18 protein-coding genes and 4 pseudogenes are annotated in these 26,146 nt (G+C 61.0%); 9 read left to right on the top strand and 13 right to left on the bottom strand.

Annotated elements, in window-relative coordinates:
- The 3 genes and pseudogenes from ACQKP4_RS22230 to arcD (ACQKP4_RS22240) all read right to left on the bottom strand — a co-directional run.
- A pseudogene (locus ACQKP4_RS22230) lies at window positions 1-373 on the bottom strand (hypothetical protein); the annotation flags it as partial.
- An 82-nt stretch (window positions 374-455) separates the two neighbouring features.
- Entirely contained in the window at window positions 456-1,712 is a 1,257-nt protein-coding gene (gene arcA / locus ACQKP4_RS22235) for an arginine deiminase (protein WP_427635751.1), read from the bottom strand.
- Window positions 1,713-1,747: 35 nt separating this feature from the next.
- The gene (gene arcD, locus ACQKP4_RS22240; RefSeq protein ID WP_427635752.1) at window positions 1,748-3,175 is read right to left on the bottom strand and encodes an arginine-ornithine antiporter; all 1,428 of its coding nucleotides are present in this window, start codon (window positions 3,173-3,175) and stop codon (window positions 1,748-1,750) included.
- A 465-nt stretch (window positions 3,176-3,640) separates the two neighbouring features.
- On the opposite strand from arcD (ACQKP4_RS22240), the gene arcD (ACQKP4_RS22245) reads away from it, so the two are divergent.
- Window positions 3,641-5,068 (top strand): arginine-ornithine antiporter, encoded by a 1,428-nt coding sequence (arcD, locus tag ACQKP4_RS22245; RefSeq protein WP_427635753.1) that lies wholly within the window; start codon window positions 3,641-3,643, stop codon window positions 5,066-5,068.
- Window positions 5,069-5,205: 137 nt separating this feature from the next.
- Here the strand turns inward: arcD (ACQKP4_RS22245) and ACQKP4_RS22250 are convergent, their stop codons facing one another.
- From ACQKP4_RS22250 to gap, 9 genes and pseudogenes are all read right to left on the bottom strand, one after another.
- A complete protein-coding gene (locus ACQKP4_RS22250) occupies window positions 5,206-6,537 on the bottom strand; it encodes a CoA transferase (RefSeq protein WP_427635754.1) in 1,332 nt (443 codons plus the stop codon).
- Window positions 6,538-6,868: 331 nt separating this feature from the next.
- A complete protein-coding gene (locus ACQKP4_RS22255; RefSeq protein ID WP_427635768.1) occupies window positions 6,869-7,624 on the bottom strand; it encodes a methyl-accepting chemotaxis protein in 756 nt (251 codons plus the stop codon).
- A 150-nt stretch (window positions 7,625-7,774) separates the two neighbouring features.
- A pseudogene (locus ACQKP4_RS22260) lies at window positions 7,775-9,052 on the bottom strand (cache domain-containing protein); the annotation flags it as partial.
- 134 nt (window positions 9,053-9,186) lie between these two features.
- Window positions 9,187-9,582 carry a YbaN family protein gene (locus ACQKP4_RS22265; protein WP_427635755.1) on the bottom strand — a complete coding sequence of 132 codons (396 nt, stop codon included), beginning with the start codon at window positions 9,580-9,582 and terminating at the stop codon, window positions 9,187-9,189.
- Between the two features lie 164 nt (window positions 9,583-9,746).
- On the bottom strand, window positions 9,747-10,349 hold the full coding sequence (locus ACQKP4_RS22270) for a biliverdin-producing heme oxygenase (RefSeq protein WP_427635756.1): 603 nt from the start codon (window positions 10,347-10,349) through the stop codon (window positions 9,747-9,749).
- Between the two features lie 114 nt (window positions 10,350-10,463).
- Window positions 10,464-13,028: a TonB-dependent receptor gene (locus ACQKP4_RS22275; RefSeq protein ID WP_427635757.1), complete on the bottom strand. Its 2,565-nt coding sequence runs from the start codon at window positions 13,026-13,028 to the stop codon at window positions 10,464-10,466.
- 122 nt (window positions 13,029-13,150) lie between these two features.
- A complete protein-coding gene (locus ACQKP4_RS22280) occupies window positions 13,151-14,116 on the bottom strand; it encodes a FecR family protein (protein WP_427635758.1) in 966 nt (321 codons plus the stop codon).
- Window positions 14,117-14,239: 123 nt separating this feature from the next.
- Window positions 14,240-14,758, bottom strand: a complete 519-nt coding sequence (locus ACQKP4_RS22285) for an RNA polymerase sigma factor (RefSeq protein ID WP_427635759.1) — start codon at window positions 14,756-14,758, stop codon at window positions 14,240-14,242.
- Between the two features lie 228 nt (window positions 14,759-14,986).
- Complete coding sequence (gap, locus tag ACQKP4_RS22290; protein ID WP_427635760.1) at window positions 14,987-15,988, bottom strand: type I glyceraldehyde-3-phosphate dehydrogenase; 1,002 nt, start codon at window positions 15,986-15,988, stop codon at window positions 14,987-14,989.
- 220 nt (window positions 15,989-16,208) lie between these two features.
- On the opposite strand from gap, the gene edd reads away from it, so the two are divergent.
- The 8 genes and pseudogenes from edd to ACQKP4_RS22330 all read left to right on the top strand — a co-directional run.
- Window positions 16,209-18,035, top strand: a complete 1,827-nt coding sequence (edd, locus tag ACQKP4_RS22295; protein ID WP_427635761.1) for a phosphogluconate dehydratase — start codon at window positions 16,209-16,211, stop codon at window positions 18,033-18,035.
- The gene (locus tag ACQKP4_RS22300) at window positions 18,032-18,982 is read left to right on the top strand and encodes a glucokinase (protein WP_427635762.1); all 951 of its coding nucleotides are present in this window, start codon (window positions 18,032-18,034) and stop codon (window positions 18,980-18,982) included. Before edd ends, ACQKP4_RS22300 begins: the two co-directional genes overlap by 4 nt.
- Before the next feature lie 177 nt (window positions 18,983-19,159).
- Window positions 19,160-19,891 carry a response regulator gene (locus ACQKP4_RS22305; RefSeq protein WP_427635763.1) on the top strand — a complete coding sequence of 244 codons (732 nt, stop codon included), beginning with the start codon at window positions 19,160-19,162 and terminating at the stop codon, window positions 19,889-19,891.
- Complete coding sequence (locus ACQKP4_RS22310) at window positions 19,881-21,350, top strand: ATP-binding protein (protein ID WP_427635764.1); 1,470 nt, start codon at window positions 19,881-19,883, stop codon at window positions 21,348-21,350. The genes ACQKP4_RS22305 and ACQKP4_RS22310 overlap by 11 nt, the downstream gene beginning before the upstream one ends.
- A gap of 264 nt (window positions 21,351-21,614) precedes the next feature.
- The gene (locus tag ACQKP4_RS22315) at window positions 21,615-22,874 is read left to right on the top strand and encodes an AGE family epimerase/isomerase (RefSeq protein WP_427635765.1); all 1,260 of its coding nucleotides are present in this window, start codon (window positions 21,615-21,617) and stop codon (window positions 22,872-22,874) included.
- A 116-nt stretch (window positions 22,875-22,990) separates the two neighbouring features.
- Entirely contained in the window at window positions 22,991-24,292 is a 1,302-nt protein-coding gene (locus ACQKP4_RS22320) for an ABC transporter substrate-binding protein (RefSeq protein WP_427635766.1), read from the top strand.
- Window positions 24,293-24,443: 151 nt separating this feature from the next.
- Window positions 24,444-25,352 carry a carbohydrate ABC transporter permease gene (locus tag ACQKP4_RS22325; RefSeq protein WP_427635767.1) on the top strand — a complete coding sequence of 303 codons (909 nt, stop codon included), beginning with the start codon at window positions 24,444-24,446 and terminating at the stop codon, window positions 25,350-25,352.
- Window positions 25,345-26,049 (top strand): annotated as a pseudogene (locus tag ACQKP4_RS22330) (carbohydrate ABC transporter permease); the annotation flags it as partial. The gene ACQKP4_RS22325 and the pseudogene ACQKP4_RS22330, both read left to right, overlap by 8 nt.
- Here ACQKP4_RS22330 and ACQKP4_RS22335 read toward each other — a convergent pair.
- Window positions 26,045-26,146: pseudogene (locus tag ACQKP4_RS22335) on the bottom strand (cobalamin biosynthesis protein); the annotation flags it as partial. The pseudogenes ACQKP4_RS22330 and ACQKP4_RS22335 overlap by 5 nt on opposite strands.

Genomic DNA, 26,146 nt, shown 5'->3' on the forward strand with positions numbered 1-26,146 from the left:
AGCACAGCCTGTTGTTGAAGCTTCCGCTGTGATTGAGCCGGTTGCCGAGCCAGTCGCTGAACCTGTCGAACATCCGCCCCAGTACGCGGGCGGTGTCTTTCATGCTTTCCTTGTGACCGATCTGCGACGACACCGGGTCGATGTAGGTGACGTGGGCGCCCTGGTCGTGGGCCGCGACTTCGAAGGCGCAGCGGGTGCGGGTCGAGGTTTTTTCAAAGATCAGCGCGATGTTTTTGCCTTTCAGGTGTGGACGCTCGGTGCCGGTGTACTTGGCGCGTTTGAGGTCGCGGGAAAGGTCGATCAGGTAGTTGAGCTCGCGAGTGGTGTGGTGCATCAGCGAGAGCAGGCTACGGTTGCGCATGTTGAAAGCCATGATTGGATCTCCTTTGGTGTCGGTTATCCCCAGGGCCTGGGATGCCTTGGTTTAGCAGGCAGCGCAGGCCGAGGTGGGCAAATTAATAGTCGATCGGGTCACGAATGATCGGGCAGGTCATGCAGTGGCCGCCGCCACGGCCGCGGCCGAGTTCACCGGCGCTGATGGTGATGACTTCCACGCCAGCCTTGCGCAGCAAGGTGTTGGTGTAGGTGTTGCGGTCGTAACCGATCACCACGCCCGGCTCCAGCGCCACCACGTTGTTGCCGTCGTCCCACTGCTCGCGTTCGGCGGCGAAGCTGTTGCCGCCGGTTTCCACCACGCGCAATTGTTTGAGGTTGAGGGCTTGGGCCACGGTGTCGAGGAAACTGGTTTCTTCGCGGCGGATGTCGATGCCACCTTGCTTGCTGTCGTCCGGGCGCAGGGTGAAGGCGACGATCTGGTTCACCACTTCCGGGAAGATCGTCACCAGGTCGCGGTCGCAGAAGCTGAACACGGTGTCCAGGTGCATCGCCGCGCGGGATTTGGGCAGGCCGGCGACGATCACCCGTTCAACGGCGTTGTTCTTGAACAGGTTCAGCGCCAGTTGGCCGATGGCCTGGCGCGACGAACGCTCGCCCATGCCGATCAACACCACGCCGTTGCCGATCGGCATGACGTCGCCGCCTTCAAGGGTGGAGCTGCCGTGTTCCAGGTCCGGGTCGCCGTACCAGATTTCGAAGTCGGCGTTGGTGAACTGCGGGTGGAATTTGTAGATGGCGGTGGCCAGCAAGGTTTCCTGGCGACGCGCCGGCCAGTACATCGGGTTCAGCGTCACGCCACCGTAGATCCAGCAGGTGGTGTCGCGGGTGAACTGGGTGTTCGGCAGCGGCGGCAGAATGAAGCTGGAGTGGCCGAGGAAGTCGCGGAACATCTGAATGGTCTTGCCACCGAAACTGTCCGGCAGGTCTTCGGCGGAGACGCCGCCAATCAGGAATTCGGCAATGTGGCGCGGCTCCAGGCTGCGCAGCCACGAACTGGTTTCATTAATCAGCCCCAGGCCGACTGAATTGGCGGTGACCTTGCGTTGCAGAATCCAGTCGAGAGCTTCGGGGATCGCGACGATGTCGGTCAGCAGGTTGTGCATTTCCAGCACGTCGATGTTGCGTTCGCGCATCTTGGTGACGAAATCGAAGTGGTCGCGCTTGGCCTGGGCGACCCACAGCACATCGTCGAACAGCAGTTCGTCGCAGTTGTTCGGGGTCAGCCGCTGATGGGCCAGGCCGGGAGAGCAAACCATGACTTTGCGCAGTTTGCCGGCTTCGGAATGTACGCCGTACTTAACTTTTTCCGTGGTCATTGCAGTGATCCTCCAGATGACAAATAAGTCGGGTGTTACAGAGTCAGGAAGCCGTCATACAGCCCGTAAGCCGCCACCAGGGCGCCCACGACGACTGCGGCGAAAATCAGCTTCTCGACGTTGGTGAAAACCGGTTTGTTGACTTCAAGCTTGGCCTTGGCGAACAGGATCGCGCCGGGCGCATACAGCAGGGCGGACAGCAGCAAGTATTTGATGCCGCCGGCATACAGCAGCCAGAGCGCGTAGATCACCGCGACGCCGCCGATAAACAAATCCTTCTTGCGCTCGGCCAAGGCGTTTTCATAACTCTCGCCGCGCACCGCCAGCAGCAGCGCGTACGCCGCCGACCACAAATACGGCACCAGAATCATCGAGGTGGCGAGGTAGATCAGCGACAGGTAAGTGCTGGCCGAAAACAACGTGATGATCAGGAACAGCTGCACCATTGCGTTGGTCAGCCACAAAGCGTTGACCGGCACGTGGTTGGCGTTTTCCTTGCGCAGGAACGCCGGCATGGTGTGGTCCTTGGCGGCGGCGAACATGATCTCGGCACACAGCAGCACCCACGACAGCAGAGCGCCGAGCAGCGAGATGATCAGGCCGACGCTGATCAGCACCGCGCCCCAATGACCGACCACGTGCTCCAGCACGGCCGCCATCGACGGGTTCTGCAATTTGGCCAGTTCCGGTTGGGTCATGATGCCCAGCGACAACACGTTCACCAGCACCAGAAACAGCAACACGGTGATGAAACCGATCACGGTGGCTTTGCCGACGTCGCTGCGTTTTTCCGCGCGGGCCGAGAAGATGCTCGCGCCTTCGATGCCGATGAACACCCACACGGTGACCAGCATCATGTTGCGCACCTGGTTCATCACGCTGCCCAGGTCCGGGTTTTTCACGCCCCAGATGTCGGCAGTGAAGATGTCCAGTTTGAAGGCGAACACCGCGATCAAGACGAACAGCAGCAGGGGCACGACCTTGGCGACCGTGGTCACCAGGTTGATGAACGCCGCTTCCTTGATCCCGCGTAACACGAGGAAGTGCACCGCCCACAACAGCACCGAAGCACCGATCACCGCCGCCACGGTGTTGCCTTCACCGAAAATCGGAAAGAAGTAACCGAGGGTGCTGAACAGCAACACGAAATACCCGACGTTGCCCAGCCAGGCGCTGATCCAGTAACCCCACGCGGACGAGAAACCCATGTAGTCGCCGAAACCGGCTTTGGCGTAGGCGTAGACACCGCCATCCAGGTCAGGCTTGCGGTTGGCTAACGTTTGAAACACGAACGCGAGGGTCAGCATGCCGACCGCGGTGATCGCCCAACCGATCAGCACCGCGCCGACGTCGGCGCTGGCGGCCATGTTCTGCGGCAAAGAGAAGATCCCGCCACCAATCATCGAGCCGACTACCAGCGCCACCAGGGCGCCAAGTTTCAGTTTTCCGGGGGATTCAGACATTGCATGACTCCAATGCAGGAGAAGAGAGAGAACAGATTAATTCTGTTCGTCGTTCAATCAGCTGACATAGATCAGTGCATGGGCACATTCCATTGTTAATGAAAGACTTGTGAATCTTTCCCGGGCATAACGGTATTGCCGGAAAAGCCCTTTCCAGAGGCCTTGGTCAGGTCAAACGGGAATAACAGGTATTGCATGGAGTTTTTAAGCTAGTTGGTTTTCAGTTTTACGCAAATTTTTGCGATTTGTTTTTTAAATAATTGAATCCAGGGGTTGTTTCACAGAAATTGCTGTTTGTGCTGAAGCTTATAGATTGATCGGCTATAAATAACCGGCATAAGTTGGCGTTCTCAAATAAACGTTATTACGCTGCATCTATTGAGTTAAAACCAACTCTGTGACGGTTTTTGTCTCGCCACCACATGCCCCTGCCCCAGGTGCAGTTCAGAACATGGAGACGCCGGAATGTCGCAACCGACGCAAAAGCTTCGCCTGAGTGCGCTGATCGCGCTGGTGGTGGGGTCGATGATTGGCGGCGGGATTTTTTCCCTGCCGCAAAACATGGCCGCACGGGCGGATGCCGGGGCGATATTGATCGGCTGGGCGATCACCGCCGTGGGCATGCTGGCCCTGGCCTTCGTGTTCCAGACCCTGGCCAATCGCAAACCCGAACTGGATTCCGGGGTGTACGCCTACGCCAAGGCCGGTTTTGGCGACTACATGGGGTTCTCGTCCGCGTGGGGTTACTGGATCAGTGCGTGGCTGGGCAACGTCGGGTATTTCGTGTTGCTGTTCAGCACCCTCGGTTATTTTTTTCCGGTGTTTGGCCAAGGCAACACGCCGATCGCCATCGGCTGCGCCTCAGTGCTGTTGTGGGCCGTGCATTTTCTGGTGATGCGCGGGATCAAGGAGGCGGCGTTCATCAATCAGGTGACTACCGTGGCCAAGGTCGTGCCGCTGATCATGTTCATCGTGATCGCCGCCGTGGCGTTCAAGGCCGATATCTTCACGCGCGACATTTGGGGCCGCAGCAACCCGAACTTCGGCGGGGTGATGGATCAGGTGCGCAGCATGATGCTGGTGACGGTATTCGTGTTTATCGGCATCGAAGGCGCCAGTGTGTATTCGGCGCGGGCGCAGAAACGTGCGGACGTCGGTCGCGCCACCGTCATCGGTTTTCTCGGGGTGCTGGCGCTGTTGGTGCTGGTCAATGTGTTGTCGCTGGGGATCATGAGCCAGCCGGAGCTGGCCGGTTTGCAAAACCCTTCACTGGCGGGGGTGCTGGAGCACATCGTCGGGCCATGGGGCGCGCTGCTGATCAGCATTGGCCTGGCGATTTCGCTGATCGGCGCGTTGCTGTCGTGGGCACTGCTCTGCGCCGAAATCCTTTTCGCCACGGCCAAGGACAAGACCATGCCGGCGTTCCTGACCAAGGAAAACGCCAACCATGTGCCGGTCAACGCGCTGTGGCTGACCAACGTGATGATTCAGATTTTCCTGCTGATCACGCTGTTTTCGGCGGGCACTTACACCAGCCTGATCTACCTCGCGTCGTCGATGATTCTGGTGCCGTATCTGTGGTCGGCAGCGTACGCGGTGCTCTTGAGCGGGCGTGGCGAAACCTACGAGCACGCCTCGGCCGAGCGCGGCAAAGACCTGCTGATCGGCGTCATCGCGTTAAGTTATGCGGTGTGGTTGTTGTACGCCGGCGGGGTGAAGTACCTGCTGCTGTCGGCGTTGTTGTATGCGCCTGGGGTGATTCTGTTTGCCAAGGCCAAGCATGAGCAGGGCGAGCCGTTGTTCACGCATGTCGAGAAGGGCATTTTCACCGGCCTCATCACCGGCGCCGGGCTCGCGGCGTATGGGTTGTACAGCGGATTGCTGTCGTTGTGAGGTGGTCGGACTGAGGACTGATCCGAGAGGTGTGTTGAGGGTCATGGCCCTTTCGCGAGCAAGCCCGCTCCCACATTGAGTCTGTGTCGATCACAACACCGGTGGGAGCGGGCTTGCTCGCGAAGGCGGTTTTGCAATCACCACCACTGCGCGCGATGGGAACCCAATTCGCAGGCGGGCAGCGCCCACTGCAACGGTGTCCCGGTGATTTTCAGCGGGACTTGCAGCCGATGCGCCGCGCCCCACGGCGTCTGCTCAATCAACAGCCCTTGATCGCTTTCATCCTCGGCGCGCAGCGCCTCATCGGTCCCGGCGCCATGTTCAATCAGCAACTTCGCGGTGCGCGCCAACGACAATCTGGCCGAGCCGCCACGCGCCAACAGCGTGATCGCCGCAGCCGCCATCAAATACCCGGTCGCATGATCCAGCGCCTGCACCGGCAGCGGTATCGGCTTGTCCGCTTGCTGGCATTGCATGCCGGCCTCGGCAATCCCGCTGCTCATCTGCACCAGGCTGTCGAACCCGCGACGATGTTGCCAAGGACCGCTCCAGCCGTAGGCGTTAAGGCAGACATCTATCAGGCCCGGTGCCAGTTTTTGCCGCTCGGCAACGCCGTAACCCAAGCGCGCCAGGGCATCGGCGCGGTAGCCGTGCAGCAAGATGTCGGCGTCCTTGAGCAGGCTTTCAAAGACGAGGCGATCGGCCTTGTCGTGCAGGTCGAGGCGCGCACAGCGTTTGCCCAAGGTAACTTCCGGAACCACGCCCGGTTCGTTCCAGGTCGGTGGGTCGATGCGCAATACATCGGCGCCGAGGCCGGCGAGAAAACGGCTGGCGACAGGACCGGCGAGGACGCGCGTGAGGTCCAGCACCTTGATCCCGGCCAGTGGTCGCGCGACCGAGCCCGGCCACGGTTTCGGGGTTTGATGGCTGTCGGTACTGAACTGGATCAACGGCTCGGCGTTCACTGCCAGACCTTGGGGATGGACCTGCCATTGCGCCCAACTGCGCATTTCCGCGGCGCAGCCACCGGCCTCGACCACGGCCTGCTCCAGATCGGTTTTCGCCCATTGCGCAACCTGGTTCGCCATCGCGGCACGGTCGGCACACGCCCCGAGCACGCGTTCGGCGGCCGTGCGGTGATGCGGGGCGTTGGTGTGCAGGCGAATCCAGCCGTCCTTCGTCGCGTAGTCACCGGCAATCGGGTCCCACAACGGCGGCAGGCTCCAGCCCGTGGGGCGAATGGAGGTTGCAAACCAGAACGAGGCGAGGCGTCGATCGACTTCCAGCGCAGGCAAACGTCCGGTGTGTCGCTGGAGGAGTTCACTGACGGCCTGCCCGGCGGCGGCAATGCTGGCGCAGGCCAGGTCGGTCACGGCAAACGCCGAGGGCAGGGCGCCGCTCGACGTCGAAGGAATCGGCGTGTGCGGCAAGCCGAGTGCGACTTGAATGGACGTGAGTAAACCAGTCATCGAAGGCCCTCCGGAACGAGGGCCTGAGCATAGATCAAACAATTGCCTGACCGGATGAAATCTCCTGTGGGGCTTCGTGGCGAGGGGGCTTGCCCCCGTTGGAGTGCGAAGCACTCCCATCACTCTTCCGGAACACCGCATTCTCAGGTGATACGACTGCTGCGCAGCCGAACGGGGGCAAGCCCCCTCGCCACACCAGCCCAACTCAGCCCAACTCAGCCCAGCTCAGCTCAGCACAGCACAGCCCAGCCCAGCCCAGCCCAGCCCAGCCCAAGCCCAGCCCAGCTCAGCTCAGCTCAGCTCAGCTGCTGTAGGGAATCGGCGATGGTCTTCAAACCCGGAACTGATCCATCAATTTCATCTGGTGGTTGGTCAGGGTGTTGAGCTGGCTGCTGATCTGCGCCGATTCGGTGGCCTGGCCGGTCAGGGTTTCGGTGACGGTGCGGATCGCCGAGACGTTGCGGTTGACCTCTTCGGCCACGGCGCTTTGCTGTTCGGCGGCGCTGGCGATTTGCAGGTTCATGTCGCTGATCACCGTGACCGCGTCGCTGATTTTGCTCAAGGCCTGCACCGCTTGCTGAATTTGCCCGGCGTTGTTGTGGGCCTGGCTCTGACTCGAATGCATGGTCGCGACCACACCACGAGTGCCGGACTGAATGCGCTCGATGACCAGGCGAATTTCTTCCACCGAATCCTGCGTGCGCTTGGCCAGGTTGCGCACTTCGTCAGCGACCACCGCAAACCCGCGACCGCTTTCGCCGGCGCGCGCCGCTTCGATGGCGGCATTGAGCGCCAGCAGGTTGGTTTGTTCGGCAATGCTGCGGATCACCTCCAGCACCGAGCCGATCTGCTCGCTGTTGACCGCCAGCGCCTCGACTTCGGTCACCGCTTTGCTGACTTCATCGGCCAGTAGATTGATGTCGCGGGTGCTGCGCTCGATGATCGACATGCCATCGCGCGCCGACTGATCAGCGCCCTTGGCCGCGTTGGCCGCGTTCGAAGCGCTGTTGGCGACGTCGTGGGCGGTGGCGCTCATTTCGTTGGACGCGGTGGCCACCTGATCGATTTCGCGGAACTGCACCTGCATGCCTTCGCTGGTCTGGCGGGCGATTTCCGAAGACTGGTCGGCGGTGCCACGGGCGTCAGTGATGCTTTGTTTGATTTGCGCGATGGTCGGTTGCAGCTTGTCGAGGAAGCGGTTGAACCAGCTCACCAGTTCGCCGAGTTCGTCTTTCTTGCTGTAGTGCAGACGTTGCGTCAGATCGCCGTCGCCACTGGCAATGGCCTTGAGCATCTCAGCCACGCTGTTGATCGGCCGGGTCACGCCGGACGCGGTCAACCAGATCAGCAACAGGCCGATGAGCCCGGCCACCACCGCGACCAGCACGGCCTGGATCGTGCCGGTTTGCTGGGCGTCATCGAGCACCGCTTGCAGTTTCACCGAGTCTGCCAGCAGCACGTTTTTTGGCAGGTCGAGCGCCACGCCCCAGGCTTTCGAATCGCTGATCGGGCTGACCGGGTAAACGGCGCGAATCAGGTCGCCCTGTTCGAGGATCTTCGGCGCACCGCCGCTGAGCAGTTGCAGGATTTCCTTGCCGTCCGCGCCCAGGGTGTCGCCGATGCTTTTACCCACCTTGGTTGCGTCGGTGCTGTACCCGGCCAGCACACCGCTGCCGGACACGATCAGCATGTGGCCGGCGCTTTCGAACAGGTTGCGCTGGGAGTCGACGGCGGCGGCTTGCAGTGCGTCGAGGGCGAGATCCACGCCGACCACGCCGATGGATTTTCCGTCCACCACCAGCGGTACGGAAATGGTGGTCATCAGCATTTCCTTGCCGCCGACGGTGTCGGAATACGGGTCCAGTAAGCACGGGCGTTTGGTGTCGCGAGGGCAGGTGTACCAGATGTTGTAAGGGGTGCCGTTAATGTTCTGGGTGGTCTTGGTCATGTCGTCTTCGACCATGATCGTGTTCAGGCTCTGGCCGCCGGCTCGGCTCCAGTAACTGGCGAAGCGTCCGATTTCGTTGGATTGGCGTGCAGCGTCGTTGGCGAACTCACTGTCTTTGCCGTCCAGGCCATTGGGCTCGAATGCCAGCCAGATCCCCAGCACTTTGCTGTTGCGCTCGAACGCGGTTTTCAGGCTCTGGTTCAACTCTTCCCGCACGGCGCCGGCCTCCAGCGAACGCTTGGCGGCCATGGTGCGCAGGTCTTTGATCTGATCGGCGAGGGCGGTCACCACCAGCAGGTTTTCGCCGAAGGTCTTCTGCAATCGCACCGCTTGCTCGGCTGCTTTGGACTGCAGCAGATCCTGCACGCTGTCGGTGAGCATTTTGCGGCTGGAGGCGCTGACCGTTTCATCGTTCTGATTGGTTTCGTAGAAGTTCAAGCTGACGATCAACGCGACCACGCCCAGCAGGCACAGGCCGGACAGCAGGACAATTTTCAGACGGATTGAAAGTGAGTCGAACATAGGGCGAACTCGCAAATGGATGAAATGTTGGCGGTGAGTCGGCATCGACCCAGTTCGCCAAATCCATTTAGCGCCATTCAATGCACATCGGCGGCCGGGAAGGGTTGCATGAGTAGCATGCCGACGAGCGGTAGCATTTAAACGTTTGCGCAGGTAAATGCCCTGAAATGGGCTGGAATTCAGGAGATTTGCGGCATAGATTCCGGCCGCGACCAGATCCACAGATTGCCCAGACTCATGCCGGCAATCGCCAGGTAAATCGGCCAGCCGTGATCGAGCATCGCCAGCATCAGACCGGCGCACAACAGCATGCTGACGGTGGCGCCGACCTTGGCCCGGCGGGCGATGATCTTGCCGTTGCGCCAATTGTTGAGGATTGGCCCGAACAGTCGGTGGTTTTCCAGCCAGGCACTCAGGCGCGGCGAACTTCTGGTCGCGGCCCAGGCGGCGAGGAGGATGAACTCGGTGGTGGGCAGGCCCGGAATCACAATCGCGATCAGACCGATGCCCAGGCTGACATAGGCCAGCAGGCCAAAGAGGATCCGGGCGGTTTTTGAGGCGGCGGGGTGAGGCATGGGGCTCACGAATAGCAATTGAGGCTTTATCAGGGGCCAGAGACTAACCCAGTTCCCTGTGGGAGCGGGCTTGCTCGCGAAAGCGGTGTGTCATTCAGCACAAATGGTGGATGTCAGGCCGCTATCGCGAGCAAGCTCGCTCCCACAGGGGGGGATGTGTTTTTTCAGGCGAGTTCCGGGGTGTAGGCCTGTTCCAGCAGCACGGTGAAGCGGTTGAACGCGTCGACGGCGGCTTGCTCGATTTCGGCCTCTTCCTGTGCGTTGAACTCAAGAGCGTCGAGGGTTTTGATAAAGCGTTTCCAGCCTTCAGCACGACCACCGGCCGGCTCGCCAAGATGGCGGGCACCGAAGGTTTCGCTCAGGCCCAGACCGATAGCACGCTTGATCAGGAATGCCGCGCCAAGCTTCGAACCTTCGGAGACGAACAGCCAGCCCAGGGCTGCGGCTTTGGTTGGGTTCTTCACCGCGCCGGCCACCGGTGCCGGCAACTCCGTGTCCAGGTCGGCCAGGTCAGCCTTGGCCGCGTCCGCCCGGCAACGAGCCGGCAGGTCCGGAACAATCGCCGTCAATTCGGCATCGTTGTACAGCGACACCAGCTCTGACTGGAACAAGTACTGCGCCACCACGAAGCGGGCGAAACTGGCCTGGGTTTCAAACGGTGCGTGGGCTTTGACCAACGCATCGAGTTTGGTGTGCGGTTCGTTGGTGATCTGGTTCAAGCGTTGCGAACGCAGAGCAGGGCGTTGTGCAGTGTCCGGAGTGGTCATGAGAAGTCCTTGAGAAAAATAGGCGCCTGGTAACGAGACGAACAAGCAGGCGCGTGACAGTAAAAAAACTCACTGCGCAGCTTTTATAAACGCCGCGCAGTGAAGTGGCCGTGGTCAGATGTCCCACACCAGATTGATCGCGAAGTTGCGGCCCGGTTGAGTCAGGCGATCAAGGTTGGCCGGTTGCGTCACCGAGGCTTCGCCGACGCTGTCGTAGCCGCGTACGTCGTCCCACTGCCAGTATTTCTTGTCGGTCAGGTTGTACAGGCCCGCGTTGACGGTCAGGTCGTCGGTCACCTTGTAGAAACCGGCGAGGTCGAGCACGCCATAACCCGGCGTCTTGAATTGAGTGCTGGTGCCGTCAGGGGTCTTGAAGCTGGTGCTGTCGACGCGGTCCTTGCGCTTGACCAGTGTCCAGCTCAACAGCGCGCCGTAGTTGTCCTGGTCGTAACCGAGGCCGAACACGCCGGTCAGCGGGTTGATGCTGTTCAGCGGCTGACCGCTGTCATCGTTACGGCCATACAGATAGGCCAGCGAGCCTTGGGTGTAGAGACCGCTCGGGGCGCCGAAGCTGTCCAGGTTCAGATGACCTTTGAGCTCCACGCCTTTGATGGTGGCGTGGGCGATGTTGTTGCTCTGGAACGTGGTCTCGGTGTAGCCGGGCGTAATGGCGTTTTCGTCGATGAAGTCGCGGTATTTGTTGTAGAACACCGCCAGGTCGAATGTACCGGCCTCGAACTGACCGCGCAGGCCGGTTTCATAGCTTTTGCTCTTTTCCGGCTCCAGGTCCGGATTCGGCGCGACCTGATAGCCGCCCGCGAGGTTTTCAAAGCGACCGTACAGCGCCTTGGCGGTCGGCGTGCGGAAGCCTTCGGCGTACTGGCCGTACCAGGTGTAGTTGTCGTTGAAGCTGTAAGTGGTGCCCAGTTTTGGCGACAGACGATGCCAGGTCTTGGTCTTGTCGCTGACCACGCCGTTGCCGCTCTGGTCGGCAGTGGCGAGGAACTCGTCGGTGATGTGCGGCTTGAGTTCGGTGTAGTCGTAGCGTGCGCCGGGCAGGAAGGTCCAGTTGCCCCAGCTGATCTGATCCTGGGCGAACAGGCTGTAGCTGTTGATGGTCGGGTCCGGAAAATCGCTGGCCGGTTTGAGGGTGTCGGCGGCGCTCGGCGCACCGATCACCCGACAGGCGCCGGCCACGGTCAGGCAGGCGCCGCTGCCGGTACGCAGGCCGGTGACTTTGTCCTGTTTGATGGTGGTGCCATAGGTCACGAGATGATCGGTGTCGGCGATGGCAAACGCCTTGTCAGCCTGGGCGTCGAACACCCATTGGCGATCCTTGTAGGTGGTATTGCGCTCGCGCAGCACGGTGCGCGACGGCGCGTAGATTTCTTCGGTGCTCTGGTCGGCCTTGGCGATCTGGTAGTTCAACGACCACTTGATGTTGTCGGCCAGCACGCTGTCCAGAGCGAAGCTGTGCTCCAGGCCGAAGCGTTCGCGGGTGATCGTGTCGTTGCCGGTGCGGGATTTATAGAAACCAAAACCGCGACCGGCGTTGAATGGACCGCCCACCGCGCTCAGTTGATTGGTGTCGGTATCGTCCTTGTAGTGCTCGTAGGTCAGGCCGAAGCGCGCGTCGTCGGCGTAGTTCCAGCCGAGTTTGGCCAGCACGTTGGTGGTGCGCACGTCCTCGGGGTTGGCCTCGGTACGGTTGAGGCCGATGCCGCCGGTTTCGCCGTAGGACTCGGTTTCATGGCCATTGCGTTGGCTCAGGTGCAGCAAGCCGTCGAAGTCGCCGGTGCGCCCGGCCACGGTGCCGGAGGTCAGCCAGCTGTCGTCGGCCGAGCTGTAACCGGTTTTCAGGCGTGCGCCGACGTCCTTGCCCGGTTTGATGATGTCGTCCGGGTCGAGCGTGTAGTAACTGACCGCGCCGCCGATGGCATTGCTGCCGTACAGCACCGAGGCCGGACCGCGCAGGATCTCGACGCGTTTGACGATTTCCGGGTCGACGTAGTTACGGTTGGTCTGGGCGTAGGGGCCGTTGAAGAAACTGTCGGGCACTTGCACGCCGTCGACCTGGGTCAGGACGCGGTCGCCGTCGATGCCGCGAATGTTGTAGCCCGTGAGGCCGGCGCGCTGGCCGGCACCGCCGACCGAGACACCCGGCTCGTAGCGCACCAGATCCTTGATGTTGTTGACGTTGTTGCGGTCCAGGTCTTCACGCGTCTGCACGGTGACGGTGGCTGGCACGCTGTTGACGCTCTGTTCGTTGCGGGTGGCGCTGATGGTTACTTGATCGAGGTTGAGCGCGTTACTGTTGCTGCGCTTTTCCAGCACGATGTTGTTGCTGCCGAGTTTGCGATAGCTCAGGTTGGTCCCCACCAACAAGTGATCTAGGGCTTTCTCGGGTGGCAATGAACCGCGCGCGCCCGGCGAGGCCACGCCATCCGCCAGTTCGGCCGGCAAGCCGACCTGCCAGCCGGTGACGGCGGTAAAGGCATTGAGTGCCGAGACCAGCGACTGCGGCGCAATGGCGAACGAGTAGTCGCCCATGTTGCGGGTCGGCTGGCCGGTGGCGGTCGCGGCCATGAGCGGCGCGCTGCCGGCCATCAGGATGGCGGCCGTCAGCAGCGACAGCACGCGTGAAGGTGAAGAGGACTGGCGGGTAAGGCGAGAGGACATCGATAGCGCTCCGTGTCGCACGAATCTTTATAGGTGCTGATTGGCATGTCGAGATGCGAATCAATTGCATTGGCTATAACGAGACGAACGAGCTTCAGCTATCGAGTAAAAATAATTCTCATTTAGTTCAAGATCACCAGCGCGGGGAATTCCTGCAGTCGCGCGGAGGTGATGTGCGCGAGGGAACGAACCACGTCCAGCGGCTGGTCGAGGCGGTAATTGCCGGTGATGGCGACGTCGGCCAATTGCTCGTTGGTGTTGATGATCCAGCCCGGGTAGTAGCGACGCAGTTCCGTCAGCACCTGGCTCAGCGGGCAGTTTTCGAACACCAGCCGCCCTTGCACCCAGGCCAGGTCCGTGGCGGCGTCGAGTTTGGCCGGGCGGTCAAAACCGTTGGGGCCGATGCGGATGCTCTCGCCGGCCGACAGTCGAATCCGGGCATCATCACGGGTCGCGCGCAAGTCGACATCACCGCGTTGCACCTGAACCTGCGCCACGCCATCCAGGTAACGCACGGCAAACGCGGTATCGCGCACGCTGGCCTTGACCGGGCCGGCATCGATTTCCAATGGCTGGCCACGATTGGCTGGCACTTCGAAAAAAGCCTCGCCCTGATACAGGCGGGCCACGCGCTGTTGATCGTTGATGGTGCTGGAGAATGCCGAATTGGTGTTGAGCAGCACGTTGGAGCCGTCTTCCAGTTGCAGGCGCTGACGCTCGCCAACCACCGTCAAGTGATCGGCCTGGAGGCGCATCGGCAGGTTGCTGAAGCTGAACAAACCGAGCAGCAACACCGCCGCGGTGGCCAGGGGTTTCCAGTGCGGACGCAGGCGCGACAGCACGGTGACTTTGGGCGGCTGTGCCGCCAATTGTTGCGCACACTGCACAAGCAGCGGGCCGTCCCAGATCGCCTGTGCCTTGGCGAACGCCTCGGCATGCAGCGGGGCGGCGGCCAGCCACTCATGAAATTGCCGGGTCTGTTCCTCGCTCGGGTTGCCCAGCACGATCAGCCAGTCCAGGGCCTGGTCCATCGCGCTGGCGGGGTCCTGCGCCGGGGAGGGCGCAGAGGAGCGGTGGGTGTCCGTCACGGTGTTTCCTCGGCAGTGTCTGTGCACGGCTGTTTTTTGAATGAAGCTTGAAAGTGGGCAAGGGTAGCAAAGCCCGGAGGACTGCGCAGTCGATCCAGGCTCTTACAGAAAAGCCCTACAGGATCAGTCGCCGTTTAACCGCTCGGCAACACCGATGCAGATCGCCATGATCAGCTTCAGTTCCTTCTGCACGGTACTCAACGACACGTCGAGCTTGCGGGCGATCTCTAGATAGCTGTGGCCGTGCAGGCGGCTGAGGATGAAAATCTGCTGCTGACGGTGGCTGAGTTCACTGAGGCTCACGTTCAAACGCTCCAGCAATTGTTCGGCATGGGCGGCGTCCTCGGCGCTGCTGGCCGGGGCGGCGATGCTTTCCACCACCTCCAGCGGCACGTCGTCGAGCATCGTCCGGGACTGAATACGGCGCGCACGCAAATGGTCCAGGGCCAGGTTGCGGGCGGTCTGGAACACAAACGGTTCAAGGTGATCGATGGCCCGCTCGCTGAGTGCCCGGGTCACGCGCAGGTAGGTCTCCTGCAAGAGGTCTTCGGCGGTGCTGTGATTGTTGACCATCCGCTCCAACGTGCGCAGCAGGGAAACCCGCTGGGCGATGAAGACGTGATTGAAGCGAGCTTGACTCACGGGAAGGGAAGACCTGATCCATTTCGAGCGAATGATAATGCTTATCATCCGCTCGACTGGTCAAGTCTTGATTTGTCCGCGTTTTGTAATACGCCGCAAAACTTGTGGGAGCGGGCTTGCTCGCGAACGCGTGTGTCAATCAATGTGGATGTTGGCTGATATACCGCTTTCGCGAGCAAGCCCGCTCCCACCAGGAATTTCCACAGGGGATCTCCGGTGGGGCTCGGTTTACTCGGCGTTACACAGCGCCAGGCAGTTATCGAGCATGCGGTTGGAGAAGCCCCATTCGTTGTCGTACCAGGCCAGTACTTTCAACAGCTTGCCGCTGGCCTTGGTGTGGTTGGCGTCGAAGATCGACGACAGCGGGTTGTGATTGAAGTCGCTGGAGACCAGCGGCAGCGTGTTGTAGCCGAGAATCTTCGAGTGCTGGCTGGCTTCTTTGAGCAGCGCATTGACTTCATCGGCCGACGCTTCGCGCTTGAGTTGCACGGTCAAGTCCACCAGCGACACATTGATGACCGGCACACGCACCGCCATGCCGGTCAGTTTGCCCGCCAGTTCCGGCAGCACCAGGCCGACCGCTTCAGCGGCGCCGGTCTTGCTCGGGATCATGTTCTGGGTGGCGGAACGGGCGCGGTACGGGTCGGTGTGGTAGACGTCGGTCAGGTTCTGGTCGTTGGTGTAGGCGTGAATCGTGGTCATCAAACCGCTTTCGATCCCCAGTTCGCGGTGCAGCACCTGAGCCACCGGCGCCAGGCAGTTGGTGGTGCACGACGCGTTGGAAATGATCTGGTGCGACTGGCGCAGAATGTCGTGGTTCACCCCGTACACCACGGTGGCGTCGGCGCCTTTGGCCGGGGCCGAAATGATCACTTTGCGCGCGCCGGCCGTAATATGGGCGGCGGCCTTGGCCCGGTCAGTGAACAAACCGGTGCATTCGAACACGACATCAATCTTTTCCGCGGCCCAGGGCAGCTCGGCCGGGTTGCGAATCGCGCTGACGGCGATTCGGTCGCCATTGACGGTCAGGCTTTCGTTGTCGTGCTGGACATCGGCGTCGAACGTGCCGTGAACGGTGTCGTACTTGAGCAGATGAGCGTTGATCGAGCTGTCGCCCAGATCGTTGATGGCGACGATCTGCAGGTCCTGACGATAACCTTGGGTATACAGTGCGCGAAGGACGTTGCGGCCAATTCGGCCAAAACCATTAATTGCAATTCGAAGAGTCATTTAACTGGGCCGCCGTCGTTTTGTTGTTGGAATTACAAGATTATTCGCATAAAAATAGAAAACAAGCCTTTTTAATGGCAATATTTTGTTCAATCTACAACGAGTGACCTGAATCAACTGGTCCGAATGATCAAGAAAACCGTCTGTCATCCCAATCACAACGGTGCTTGTTCAGCATAGACAATCAGGTCGCCACATCCGTTAGCCTGGAGTTCTACACATGCATCCCCGCGTCCTTGAGGTCACCGAACGGCTTATCGCCCGCAGCCGTGCAACCCGTGAGGCTTACCTTGCGCTCATTCGCGGAGCTGCCAGCGACGGTCCGATGCGCGGCAAGCTGCAATGCGCCAACTTCGCCCACGGCGTGGCCGGTTGCGGCACCGAAGACAAGCACAGCCTGCGGATGATGAACTCCGCCAACATCGCCATTGTTTCGTCATATAACGACATGCTCTCGGCGCATCAGCCGTACGAAGTCTTTCCTGAACAAATCAAAAAAGCCCTGCGCGAGATTGGCTCGGTCGGCCAGTTCGCTGGCGGCACCCCGGCGATGTGCGATGGCGTGACCCAAGGCGAGCCGGGCATGGAACTGAGCCTGCCCAGCCGCGAAGTGATCGCGCTGTCCACCGCTGTTGCGCTTTCCCACAACATGTTCGACGGCGCGCTGATGCTCGGCATCTGCGACAAGATCGTGCCGGGGCTGATGATGGGCGCGTTGCGTTTCGGTCATCTGCCGACGATCTTCGTGCCGGGCGGGCCGATGGTGTCGGGCATTTCCAACAAGCAGAAAGCCGATGTGCGCCAGCGCTACGCCGAAGGCAAGGCCAGCCGCGAAGAGCTGCTGGAATCGGAAATGAATTCCTACCACAGCCCCGGCACCTGCACCTTTTATGGCACCGCCAACACTAACCAGTTGCTGATGGAAGTCATGGGCCTGCACTTGCCTGGCGCGTCTTTCGTCAACCCGAACACGCCGTTGCGCGATGCCCTGACCCGCGAAGCGGCGCATCAAGTGACGCGCTTGACCAAGCAGAACGGCGACTTCATGCCGATCGGCGAAATCGTCGACGAGCGTTCGCTGGTCAACTCCATCGTCGCTTTGCACGCCACCGGCGGCTCGACCAACCATACGCTGCACATGCCGGCCATCGCGATGGCCGCGGGCATTCAATTGACCTGGCAGGACATGGCCGACCTCTCTGAAGTCGTCCCGACCCTGAGCCACGTCTACCCGAACGGCAAAGCCGACATCAACCACTTCCAGGCGGCGGGCGGCATGTCGTTCCTGATCCGCGAACTGCTGGAAGCCGGGCTGCTCCACGAAAACGTCAACACCGTGCTCGGCCATGGCCTGAGCCGCTACACCGTGGAACCGTTCCTCGATAACGGCGAGCTGGTCTGGCGCGAAGGCCCGATCGAAAGCCTCGACGAAACCATCCTGCGCCCGGTCGCGCGTGCGTTCTCGGCTGAGGGCGGCTTGCGCGTGATGGAGGGCAACCTCGGTCGCGGTGTGATGAAAGTCTCCGCCGTGGCTCTGGAAAACCAGATCGTCGAAGCACCGGCGATGGTGTTCCAGGATCAACAGGATCTGGCCGATGCGTTCAAGGCCGGTCTGCTGGAGAAGGATTTTGTCGCGGTCATGCGCTTCCAGGGCCCGCGCTCCAACGGCATGCCGGAACTGCACAAAATGACGCCGTTCCTCGGCGTGTTGCAGGATCGCGGCTTCAAAGTGGCACTGGTGACGGACGGACGCATGTCTGGCGCTTCGGGCAAAATCCCGGCGGCCATTCACGTCAGCCCCGAAGCTTTTGTCGGCGGCGCTTTGGCGCGGGTGCAAGAGGGCGATATCATCCGCGTCGATGGCGTCAAAGGCACCCTGGAGCTTAAGGTGGACGCCGAGGAATTTGCTGCGCGCGAACCTGCCAAGGGCCTGTTGGGCAATAACATTGGCAGCGGTCGCGAGCTGTTCGGTTTCATGCGCATGGCCTTCAGCTCCGCAGAGCAGGGCGCCAGCGCCTTTACTTCTGCCCTGGAGACGCTTAATTGAAACTGGCTTTGGTCGGTGACATCGGTGGGACCAACGCACGTTTCGCGTTGTGGAAAAACCAGCAACTGGAATCGATCCAGGTGCTGGCGACGGCTGACCATTCCAGCCCGGAAGAAGCCATTGCGCTCTACCTGAGCGGGCTTGGCCTGGGGTTGGGGTCGATAGGCTCGGTGTGCCTGTCGGTGGCCGGGCCGGTGAGCGGTGATGAATTCAAATTCACCAACAATCACTGGCGCCTGAGCCGCGCGGGTTTCTGCAAGACCTTGCAGGTCGATCACTTGTTGCTGGTCAACGATTTCTCGGCGATGGCGCTGGGCATGACCCGGCTGCAGCCGGACGAGTTTCGGGTGGTCTGCGAAGGCACGCCGGAACCGTTGCGGCCGGCGGTGGTGATCGGTCCGGGCACAGGCTTGGGCGTTGGCACCTTGCTCGACCTCGGCGAAGGACGGTTTGCCGCGATGCCGGGCGAGGGCGGGCACGTCGATCTGCCGCTGAGCAGCCCGCGTGAAACGCAACTGTGGCAGCACATCTTCAGCGAGATTGGCCATGTCAGCGCCGAAACCGCGTTGAGCGGCAGCGGTTTGCCACGGGTCTACCGGGCGATTTGTGCGGTGGACGGCCATGAGCCTGTGCTCGACACCCCGGAATCGATTACGGCTGCCGGTCTGGCGGGCGATCCGATTGCGCTGGAAGTGCTTGAGCAGTTCTGCTGCTGGCTCGGCCGCGTGGCCGGCAACAACGTGCTGACCACCGGTGGACGCGGTGGCGTGTACATCGTTGGCGGGGTCATTCCACGGTTTGCCGATTTCTTTATCGAAAGCGGTTTCGCCCGGTGCTTCGCCGACAAGGGCTGCATGAGCGATTACTTCAAAGGCATTCCGGTGTGGCTGGTGACAGCGCCGTATTCCGGGCTTGTAGGCGCGGGCGTGGCACTCGACCAGGCTTGAACTGCAATCAAAATGTGGCAGCGGGCTTGCTCGCGAAAGCGGACTGACATTCAACGTTGATGTCGACTGATACAGCGCTTTCGCGAGCAAGCCCGCTCTCACATGGGATCTGTGGTGTTTGTAGTTTTCGTGCTTAAGGCATAATCCGCCCCATCCAAACAACAAGGACGCCGCCCCGTGAGCTCAGTCAACAAGTCGATTTTGTTGGTCGATGACGATCAAGAGATACGCGAGTTGCTGGACACCTACCTGACTCGCGCCGGTTTTCAGGTCCGCACCACGCCCGACGGCGCCGGTTTTCGCCAGGCCATGAATGACGCGCCGAGCGATCTGGTGATCCTCGACGTGATGCTGCCCGACGAAGACGGTTTCAGCCTCTGCCGCTGGGTCCGTCAGCATCCGCGGCAGGCCCAGGTGCCGATCATCATGCTCACCGCCAGTTCCGACGAGGCCGACCGTGTCATCGGCCTGGAGCTGGGCGCCGACGATTACCTCGGGAAACCGTTCAGCCCGCGTGAATTGCAGGCGCGTATCAAAGCCTTGTTGCGCCGCGCGCAGTTCGGTCAGGAACGTTCCGGCGGTGAAGTGCTGACCTTCGATGACTGGCGGCTGGACATGGTCAGTCATCGGCTGTTTCACACCGACGGTGAAGAGGTGATTCTCTCGGGCGCCGACTTTGCGCTGCTCAAGCTTTTTCTCGATCACCCCCAGCAAATCCTCGACCGCGACACCATCGGCAACGCGACCCGTGGCCGTGATCTGATGCCGCTGGATCGCATCGTCGACATGGCGGTCAGCCGTTTGCGCCAGCGCCTGCGCGACACGGAAAAGCCGCCACGGCTGATTCGTACCGTGCGTGGCAGCGGCTACCAGTTGGCAGCCAATGTGGTTGCCAGCAATGGTCACTGAGTTCCTGCGCAAACTGGCGGCCCGCGTGCCGGTGCCGCGTTCGTTGTTGGGACGGATGCTGCTGCTGACCCTGCTTGCGGTGTTGTTCGCCCAGACCTTGTCCAGCGTGATCTGGGTGTCGCAACTGCGCGCCACGCAGCTCGAAGGCCTGGTGACCAGCGCCCGCAGCCTCGCCCATTCGATGACCGCCAGCGTCAGTTACTTTCGCTCGCTGCCCGTAGCGTTTCGGCCGTTGGTGCTCGATCAATTGCGCAGCATGGGCGGCACCCGGTTCGTGGTGACCCTCAACGACAAACCCTTGGGCATGGAAGTGTTGCCGATCACCCCGCGTAAAGCGGCGGTGCTCAAAGCTGTGGACGAAGTGCTGCGCGATTCGCTGGGGCATGACACCGATATCTCGGTGACCTTCGTCAGTCCCGAGGATCTGCGGATTTTCAATAGCGGCTTGAAACTCGATGAGTTGCCACGCTCGTGGGCGCATTACGCGTTGACGCTGGAGCCGGTCAACCCGCCGGTGCTGGTCACGCAAATCCAGATGGCGCCGGGCGAGTGGTTGTACATCGCGTCGCTGTTGCCCGAGCCCTACACCAGTCTTGAAGAGCAAGGGCTGCCGGCGCAGCAGGTGTGGTTCATCGTGCTCACCAGCGGCTTTTTGCTGTTGTTTATCGGCTTGCTCGTGCATTGGCAAAGTCGTCCGCTCAAACGCCTGGCCCGGGCGGCGCGGGACATGTCCCTCGGCGCTGAAGTCGAGCCGGTGCCGGAGGGCGGCGGCAGTGAAGTGGTCGAAGTCGGCCGTGCGTTCAACGCCATGCGTGAGCGCATCAGCCGTTACCTGACCGAGCGCAGTCAATTGTTCAGTGCGATTTCCCACGACCTGCGCACGCCGATCACCCGGTTGCGGCTGCGGGTCGAATTGCTGGAAGACGAGGCACTGCAAGCCAAGTTCGGCCGTGATCTGGACGAGTTGGAGTTGCTGGTCAAAGGCGCGCTGCAATGCGTGAAGGACACCGACATCCACGAGAACATCGAGCCGGTGGACCTCAACCATGTGCTCGAATGTCTGGTGGAACCGTACGTGGCGCCCAATGGCAATGGTCGCGTGACCCAGCACGGGCGGGCCATGGCGGCGTATCCGGGCAAACCGCTGGCGCTTAAGCGCTGCATCGGCAACCTGATCGACAACGCGCTCAAGTATGGGCAGAACGCGCATCTGCACATCGATGACGACGAAAGCGCGTTCATCCTTCACGTCGACGATGAAGGGCCCGGAGTGCCGGAGCAGCGGTTGGAGCAAGTGTTCGAGCCGCACTTCAGGCTGGCCGGGCAGCAGCAGGGTTATGGGTTGGGGCTGGGGATTGCGCGCAACATTGCGCACAGCCATGGCGGTGAAGTCAGCCTGCAGAATCTGCGTGAAGGCGGGTTGCGGGTGACGTTGCAGTTGCCGCGATCGATTGATTGACCGGTGGTGAGGGGGGGGCTTGTCGCTGTTGGGTTGCGTAGCGGCTCCCTTAGTTAAAGCGGGGCCGCTGCGCGCCCCAACGGGGGCAAGCCCCCTCGCCACGGGCATCCACTCTCCACTGATATCACTCAGTGCAGACATCACTCAGTGCAGCATTGAGGTTAATGTCACAAGCCGGTGACATAACTCGCCCGCTTCGTTACAAGCCCGGCGTCGCCCGTTGTTTAGACTGCCCTCCAGTCAAAACAACAAAAAAGGCACCCCATGGACACCTTTCAACCGGCCTTCAGCAGTTGGCTGAACGCGCCTGCCCACCAGCAATGGCTCGCCGCCGAAGGCCTGCGCCTGCTGGCGTTCGCCAAGGCTTCGAGGCTGCCTGAAGGTTTCGGCAACCTCGATGAACAGGGCCGCCTCCCGGCCGATGCCCACGCCGAAACCATGAACACCGCGCGCATGACGCACAGCTTCGCCATGGCGCATATTCAGGGGCTGCCGGGGTTTGCCGGGCTGGTGGATCACGGCATCAAAGCGCTCAGCGGGCCGTTGCGCGATGCCGAGCACGGCGGCTGGTTTGCAGTTGCGCATCACCGCGATGACAACACCGACAAGGCTGCGTACCTGCATGCGTTCGTCGCTCTGGCCGCCAGTTCCGCGGTGGTTGCGCAACGACCCGGCGCCCAGGCGTTGCTCGACGATGCGACCCAAATCATCGACCGCCATTTCTGGAGCGAGGAGGAGGGCGCTATGCGCGAATCCTTCAACCGCGACTGGAGCGAGGAGGAGAGTTATCGCGGTGCCAACAGCAACATGCACGCCACCGAAGCCTTCCTCGCACTGGCCGATGTCACCGGTGACAACCGCTGGCTGTGCCGCGCTCAGCGCATCGTCGAGCGGCTGATTCATGGTCACGCCGCCGCCAACGATTACCTGGTGGTCGAGCACTTCGACCGCTATTGGCAACCGCTGCGCGAATACAACCACGACAACCCGGCCGACGGTTTCCGGCCTTACGGCACCACGCCGGGCCACGGTTTTGAATGGGCGCGGCTGCTGCTGCACCTCGAAGCCGCGCGGGTGCGGGCCGGGATGCTCACGCCCGGTTGGCTCGCCACCGACGCGCAAAAACTCTTCGACCACAACTGCCGTCACGGCTGGGACGTCGACGGGCTTCCAGGGATCGTCTACACCCTCGACTGGGATAATCGCGCGGTGGTTCGCCATCGCTTGCACTGGACCCATTGCGAAGCCAGTGCCGCCGCCAGCGCCTTGCTCAAACGCACGGGCGATGAGCAATACGAGCGCTGGTACCGGCTGTTCTGGGAATTCTGTGACAGTCATTTCATCGACCGCTGCGACGGTAGCTGGCACCACGAACTCGACCCGCAGAACCGTCCGAGTGCCGACATCTGGGGCGGCAAACCTGATCTGTATCACGCCTGGCAAGCGGTGCTGATTCCGCGCCTGCCACTGGCGCCCAGCATGGCAACGGCCTTGGGGCGGTTGTCCCAGGGCGTTCCTGTGTAACCATGCGGTGACATTCACGCGTCCCTTCGTTACCTGCGACGGGATGACTCCTGTTTAAAATCCATGCAGCGCAAGCTCCAGACTTGCATGCATAACAACAAGAAAGGTAATTCTAGATGAATGCGATTTCTCGCCTCGCGACTGTCATTTCTCTTGCCTCATTGCTTCCTGTCTCTGCATTCCCCCTCAGTGCGCTTGCCGCCGATTCCAAAGGATCGGTAGAAGTCGTTCACTGGTGGACGTCCGGTGGCGAAAAAGCCGCAGTCGATGTCCTCAAGGCCCAAGTCGAAAAAGACGGTTTCACCTGGAAGGACGGTGCTGTCGCCGGCGGTGGCGGTGCCACAGCCATGACCGTACTGAAAAGCCGCGCCGTGGCCGGTAACCCGCCAGGCGTCGCGCAGATCAAAGGTCCGGACATTCAGGAATGGGCGTCCACCGGCCTGCTCGACACCGAGGTCTTGAAAGAGGTCGCCAAGTCGGAGAAGTGGGACAGCCTGCTCGACAAGAAAGTCGCCGATACCGTGAAGTACGAAGGTAATTACGTGGCCGTGCCGGTGAACATTCACCGCGTCAACTGGCTGTGGATCAACCCGGAAGTCTTCAAGAAAGCCGGCATCGAAAAAGCCCCGACCACCCTTGAAGAATTCTACGCAGCCGGCGACAAGCTGAAAGCTGCCGGTTTCATTGCGCTTGCCCACGGCGGCCAGCCTTGGCAGGACAGCACCGTGTTCGAAGCGGTGGTTCTTTCGGTCATGGGTGCCGACGGCTACAAGAAAGCCCTGGTCGACCTGGACAACGCTGCCCTGACCGGTCCTGAAATGGTCAAGTCGCTCACCGAGCTGAAGAAAGTCGCGACCTACATGGACGCCGACGGCAAGGGCCAGGACTGGAACCTGGAAGCGGCCAAGGTCATCAACGGCAAGGCCGGCATGCAGATCATGGGTGACTGGGCCAAGAGTGTGAGGACGGCAGCCAAGAAAATCGCCGGCAAGGACTACGAGTGCGTAGCGTTCCCGGGCACCGACAAGGCATTCACTTACAACATCGACTCCCTGGCCGTGTTCAAGCAGAAAGACGCGGGCACCGCTGCCGCCCAGCAAGATATCGCCAAGATCGTAATGGGTGAGAACTTCCAGAAAGTCTTCAGCATCAACAAAGGCTCGATCCCGGTTCGCAACGACATGCTCCACGAAATGGACAAGCTCGGTTTCGACGAGTGCGCCCAGAAAGCGGCCAAGGACTTCCTGGATGATGCCAAGACCGGCGGCTTGCAGCCGAGCATGGCGCACAACATGGCGACCACATTGGCTGTACAGGGCGCGTTCTTTGACGTTGTCACCAACTTCATCAACGACCCGAAAGCCGATCCGGCCGACGCCGCCAAGAAACTCGGCGCGGCGGTCAAGTCTGCCAAGTAACGCTTAACACCGCGCCCCTGTAGGAGCGGGCTTGCTCGCGAAGGCTTCGTGTCAGTTCATGCAGAGTTGCCTGACACGCCGCTTTCGTGAGCAAGCCCACTCCCACGACGGGATGCGCTTGTAACCCTTTTCCTACGTACTGGATTTCCCCATGAGTTCTGTTGCTGTGTTCAGCAAGGCCTCGCCGTTCGATGCATTGCAGCGCTGGCTACCCAAACTGGTACTCGCGCCGAGCATGTTCATCGTTCTGGTGGGCTTCTATGGCTATATCCTGTGGACGTTCGTGCTGTCGTTCACCACTTCGACCTTTCTGCCGACCTACAAATGGGCGGGTCTGGCGCAGTACCAGCGACTGTTCGAAAACGACCGCTGGTGGGTAGCAAGCAAGAACCTCGCGGTATTCGGCGGCATGTTCATCGGCATCACGCTGGTGATCGGTGTGCTGCTGGCGGTCTTTCTTGACCAGCGCATTCGTCGCGAAGGTTTTATCCGCACCATTTACCTGTACCCGATGGCGCTCTCGATGATCGTCACCGGTACCGCCTGGAAATGGCTGCTCAACCCGGGCATGGGCCTGGACAAATTGTTGCGTGACTGGGGTTGGGAAGGCTTCCGCCTGGACTGGCTGATCGACCCGGATCGCGTGGTGTATTGCCTGGTGATTGCGGCGGTCTGGCAAGCCTCGGGCTTTATCATGGCGATGTTCCTCGCCGGTTTGCGCGGCGTCGACCAATCGATCATCCGTGCCGCCCAGATCGATGGCGCGAGCATGCCGCGCATTTACCTCAAAGTGGTGTTGCCAAGCCTGCGTCCGGTGTTCTTCAGTGCCGTGATGATCCTCGCTCACATCGCGATCAAGAGTTTCGACCTGGTGGCAGCAATGACCGCCGGTGGCCCGGGTTATTCCTCCGACCTGCCTGCGATGTTCATGTATTCCTTCACCTTCAGTCGCGGCCAGATGGGCATGGGCTCGGCCAGTGCAATTCTGATGCTCGGTGCGATTCTCGCAATCATCGTGCCTTACCTGTACTCCGAGCTGAGGACCAAGCGCCATGACTAGTTTCGCTGCCAAACCTTCTATCAGCCTGAGTCGCATCGCGATCTACGCCGTGCTGATCCTGGCGGTCTTTCTGTACCTGATACCGCTGGTGGTCATGCTGCTCACCAGTTTCAAGACACCGGAAGACATCAACACCGGCAACCTGCTGAGCTGGCCGACCGTGGTCAGCGGCATTGGCTGGATCAAGGCCTGGGGCACGGTCGACGGGTATTTCTGGAACTCGATCAAGATCACCGTCCCGGCGGTATTGATCTCCACCGCCATCGGCGCGTTGAACGGCTATGTGCTGTCGATGTGGCGCTTTCGTGGGTCGCAGTTGTTCTTCGGCCTGCTGCTGTTCGGTTGCTTCCTGCCGTTCCAGACCGTCCTGCTGCCGGCCTCGTTCACCCTCGGCAAGATGGGCCTGGCAAGCACCACCACGGGCCTGGTGTTCGTGCACGTGGTTTACGGCCTGGCGTTCACCACGCTGTTTTTCCGCAACTACTACGTGAGTTTTCCTGATGCACTGGTGAAGGCCGCGCGGCTGGATGGCGCGGGTTTCTTCACCATCTTCCGTCTGATCATCCTGCCGATGTCCACCCCGATCATCATGGTCTGCCTGATCTGGCAGTTCACCCAGATCTGGAACGACTTCCTGTTCGGCGTGGTGTTCTCCAGCGGTGATTCGCAACCGATCACGGTCGCGCTGAACAACCTGGATCATCGCGTTTCAGATCGATGCTGGCCAAGGCCTTGATCGCCTGCAATTCAATGTGATGCGCCTGTAATGCCTGATCGAGCAACGCCCGCAGCGT

It is taken from the genome of Pseudomonas sp. NPDC086278, from assembly GCF_050280905.1.
Lineage (GTDB): Bacteria > Pseudomonadota > Gammaproteobacteria > Pseudomonadales > Pseudomonadaceae > Aquipseudomonas.